Raw genomic sequence first — 3,217 nt, 5'->3', positions numbered from 1 at the left:
ATGCATCTGCGTGTGCTGTGGCATATGAACCTTTATCATTATCAAAATACTCACCAGATTTTGCTAAATCTGTCATACTTAAATTGTACAGAATGTCAACCCCTTTTTCTGCAGGAGACCAATGCTGACCATAAGCTTCTTTTGCCATTTTGGTATTTAGTAAGGACCCCGGATTTACCGCCACTACCGTGATTGATGGTTCTTGTTCCGCTAAATAAAAACTCCACATTGTCAATGCCAGTTTGCTTTGTGCGTAAGCTTCGTTGGCACCCAAGCCTGATTTGCCTTCTAACGCTTGTATATTTATAGTTGATTGAGCGGCAGAGCTTAAATTCACAATTCTTGGTGCGTCCGATGCTTTTAAATTTGCTAATATGCCATTAGTTAATGCATAAGGTGCAAAGTAATTTACCACGAACCGAATATCTGTAGTACCACTATTGCTGTTTGTCATTAAAACGCCTGCATTATTTACCAAAACATCAATTATTGGCATTTTTTCAGCAACTTCTTCAGCCATATTTTTAACCGCAATTAAGTCTGAAAAATCCGCTAAAAAGCCTATTACATTTTCATTATTAGATTGTTGTTTAATTTCTTTTAAAGTAGCGCTTAATTTAGCATCACTCCTACCGTGAATGGCAACAAAGTGCCCTTCTTTAGCCAAACGCAAGGCTAGTAATTTACCTATACCGTCTGTACTTCCTGTTATTAAAATATGTTTCATTGTATCTTTTATGTTGATGAAAACTGGCAATACAACTATTGCCAGTTTTATAATTTCATTTTTGTCTAATATAATAAACTACGCTTACTGTAATTAAAACGGTGCAACGGTATCTTTAGGACCATCAGGTAAACTCCAACGTTGGCGAGCGGTAACACTTTCCAAGGCAACATCTTTAATAGATTCACTGTTACTATTCCCGTAACTACTGGTACTACCACGTGGTATTTGCATACGGTCTCCATACAGCCAAACTACTAAATTACTACGTTGTCCGCTTTTAATTGGATGTGTTGCGTGTGGCACATTACCTCTATGGATGATGGCTTTTCCTGGCTCAAAAATAGCTTGTACCGTTTTTCCAGAAGCTTTATCATAAAAATCGACCTCAGATCCTGTAAACTTTTCATCCGGTAAGTTAATATTGATATTCAAGGTAGCCGCAGAAGCATCGGTATGTGCGTGTAAATCCTTGTCCTTATCTGGATTGTATTGTATTGAAAATCCAAAAGTCTGATTGTCATAACCGTAAGTTCCCAATAACAAGCGCGCTATAGGACGCATAAAACGGTCCATCATATCATTATAAAAAGCCTGAAAATTAGGTGCTGCCAAATGCCCTTCAGAACGAGGGTCTAGCATCATACCATATCGGTTTAGCTGTATGCCATAAGGCGCACGTTTTGGTACTCTTGAGTTTGCAACAGCTTCTAAGTAGTTGCGAAAATCCGCTAAGCGATCTACATCAAAAAACTGTGCTACATAAACTCCAGGTATAACTTCTTCCCATAAATTGGCAACAGCAGATTCTTTTTCAGGATTTTCCCAAGCCTCTTTAATGGCTTTACGTAAACGTGGGTCAAGCAAAGTTTCGTCAGGAACTAGTAAATCGTCTTTGTTTTCAATTTCCCATTCTGCCCAAGCAGCTTCTAACAATTTACGGTTTTCATTCCAAAATTGAGAAACAGATGGATCACGTCTTAAGGATAATTCTCTTGATGGTACTTCTAGCGCACGAGCTTCAGCAAGTGCATTTGTATGTTCTATTGTTTTCATAATTATATGTTTTAAGTATAGCTACTGCTATTGTATTTTTTATCTATAACAAAATTACGCACAACCGGCTGTTCTGCTTTGGTAGTAAAAATGGTGGTTTTAGTAAAAAACAAGGTTTTGCTATTTTTTAATGAAAAATGCCTCTAAAAAGAGGCATTTAACACTATTAATCAACCATAAGGATACATTGCAAATCCCTATTGTTTTTAGTTCTCAACTACTATTTTACCAATAGCTTTTCCGCTTTGTAAATGTGCGTAAGCATCACCAACTTCTTCTAGCGAAAACTTGTTTTCATCTACTATTGGCGTTAAATGTCCTTCATTAGAAATTTTAGCCAAACGCTCTAAAATAGTTCCGTGTTCCTCTCTTTTAAAATTGTGCAACATTGGTATTAGCATAAATACCACGTGTAACGATGCTCCTTTAAAATGCAATGGCGTTAAGTCTAACTCACATAACGACACCGTAGTAGAAATATGCCCGTTTAAAGCAACAGCTTCAATAGAATTGGTCAGGTTTGCACCACCAACAGTATCAAAAACCACATCAAAACCACCATCGGTATATTTAGCGGTATAATCGGCTACTTTTTCAGTTTTAAAATCGATAAAAGTTGCGCCAAATTTTTCAACAATAGCTTTTTGATTATCACCAGTACCAGTACCAGTAGCAAAAACTTCTGCTTCAAAATACTTTGCCAACTGCACCGCTAAGTGACCAACACCACCAGAACCACCGTGTACCAATACTTTCTGACCTGCTTTTACGCCTGCTCTTGTTAAACCTTCGTAAGCTGTAATAGCTACTAATGGTAAAGCTGCAGTTTCGCGCATTGTTAAGCCTTTTGGTTTGTGCGCTACAAGGTTGCTATCTGCTACAATATATTCAGTTAAGGTTCCTGGTAAATCGGCTAATCCGCCAGCGCAACCGTATACTTCATCGCCTACTTCAAAACCTTCTACACCATCTCCAACCGATTCTATAGTTCCTGAGAAATCCATACCTAATAAGGCTGGTGTAGCTGGTGATAATGGTAAATCGGTTCCCATATTCTTAATCATAGTGTCAATTGTATTTACACTAGATGCAGCTATTTTTACCAATACGTGATTTGCCTTTACTGTTGGTTTTTCAATTTCTGATACTTCGAAATTTCCGTTTTCTCCGTAGTTGTTTATAAGCATTGCTTTCATAATCTTTCTTCTTTTTATTGTTATAATCTATTTATCTGTGGAAATATCTCTAGCCTTAGACAGAGACTTTATTTTATTCGCTATTCGCTATTCGCTATTCGCTATTCGCTATTCGCTGTGCGCAACACGCTCTAAGCAAACTGCGATATGTGATTGGCGTAAAGCTTGTAGCGCAAAGTGCTCAGCGTTATTAATTTACTTCTTGAATATCCATCACCATTTGTTCCCAATTCTTTTG

At 37.5% G+C, this 3,217-nt stretch carries 3 protein-coding genes; all 3 read right to left on the bottom strand.

The window, feature by feature from the left end; genetic code table 11:
* Positions 1–727, bottom strand: a 727-nt coding sequence (locus QZ657_RS16680; protein ID WP_291968175.1) for an SDR family NAD(P)-dependent oxidoreductase, incomplete at its 3' end; no start/stop codon positions are given.
* Positions 728–820: 93 nt separating this feature from the next.
* Positions 821–1,783 (bottom strand): 2OG-Fe(II) oxygenase, encoded by a 963-nt coding sequence (locus QZ657_RS16675; RefSeq protein WP_291968174.1) that lies wholly within the window; start codon positions 1,781–1,783, stop codon positions 821–823.
* A 206-nt stretch (positions 1,784–1,989) separates the two neighbouring features.
* Positions 1,990–2,979 (bottom strand): zinc-dependent alcohol dehydrogenase family protein, encoded by a 990-nt coding sequence (locus QZ657_RS16670; protein ID WP_291968173.1) that lies wholly within the window; start codon positions 2,977–2,979, stop codon positions 1,990–1,992.
* Positions 2,980–3,217: the final 238 nt, after the last annotated feature.

This window comes from Maribacter sp., assembly GCA_020629415.1.
Taxonomy (GTDB): domain Bacteria; phylum Bacteroidota; class Bacteroidia; order Flavobacteriales; family Flavobacteriaceae; genus Maribacter; species Maribacter huludaoensis.
The sequence above is the reverse complement of the archived record's forward strand: the minus strand, read 5'-3'. Positions and strand labels throughout refer to the sequence as shown.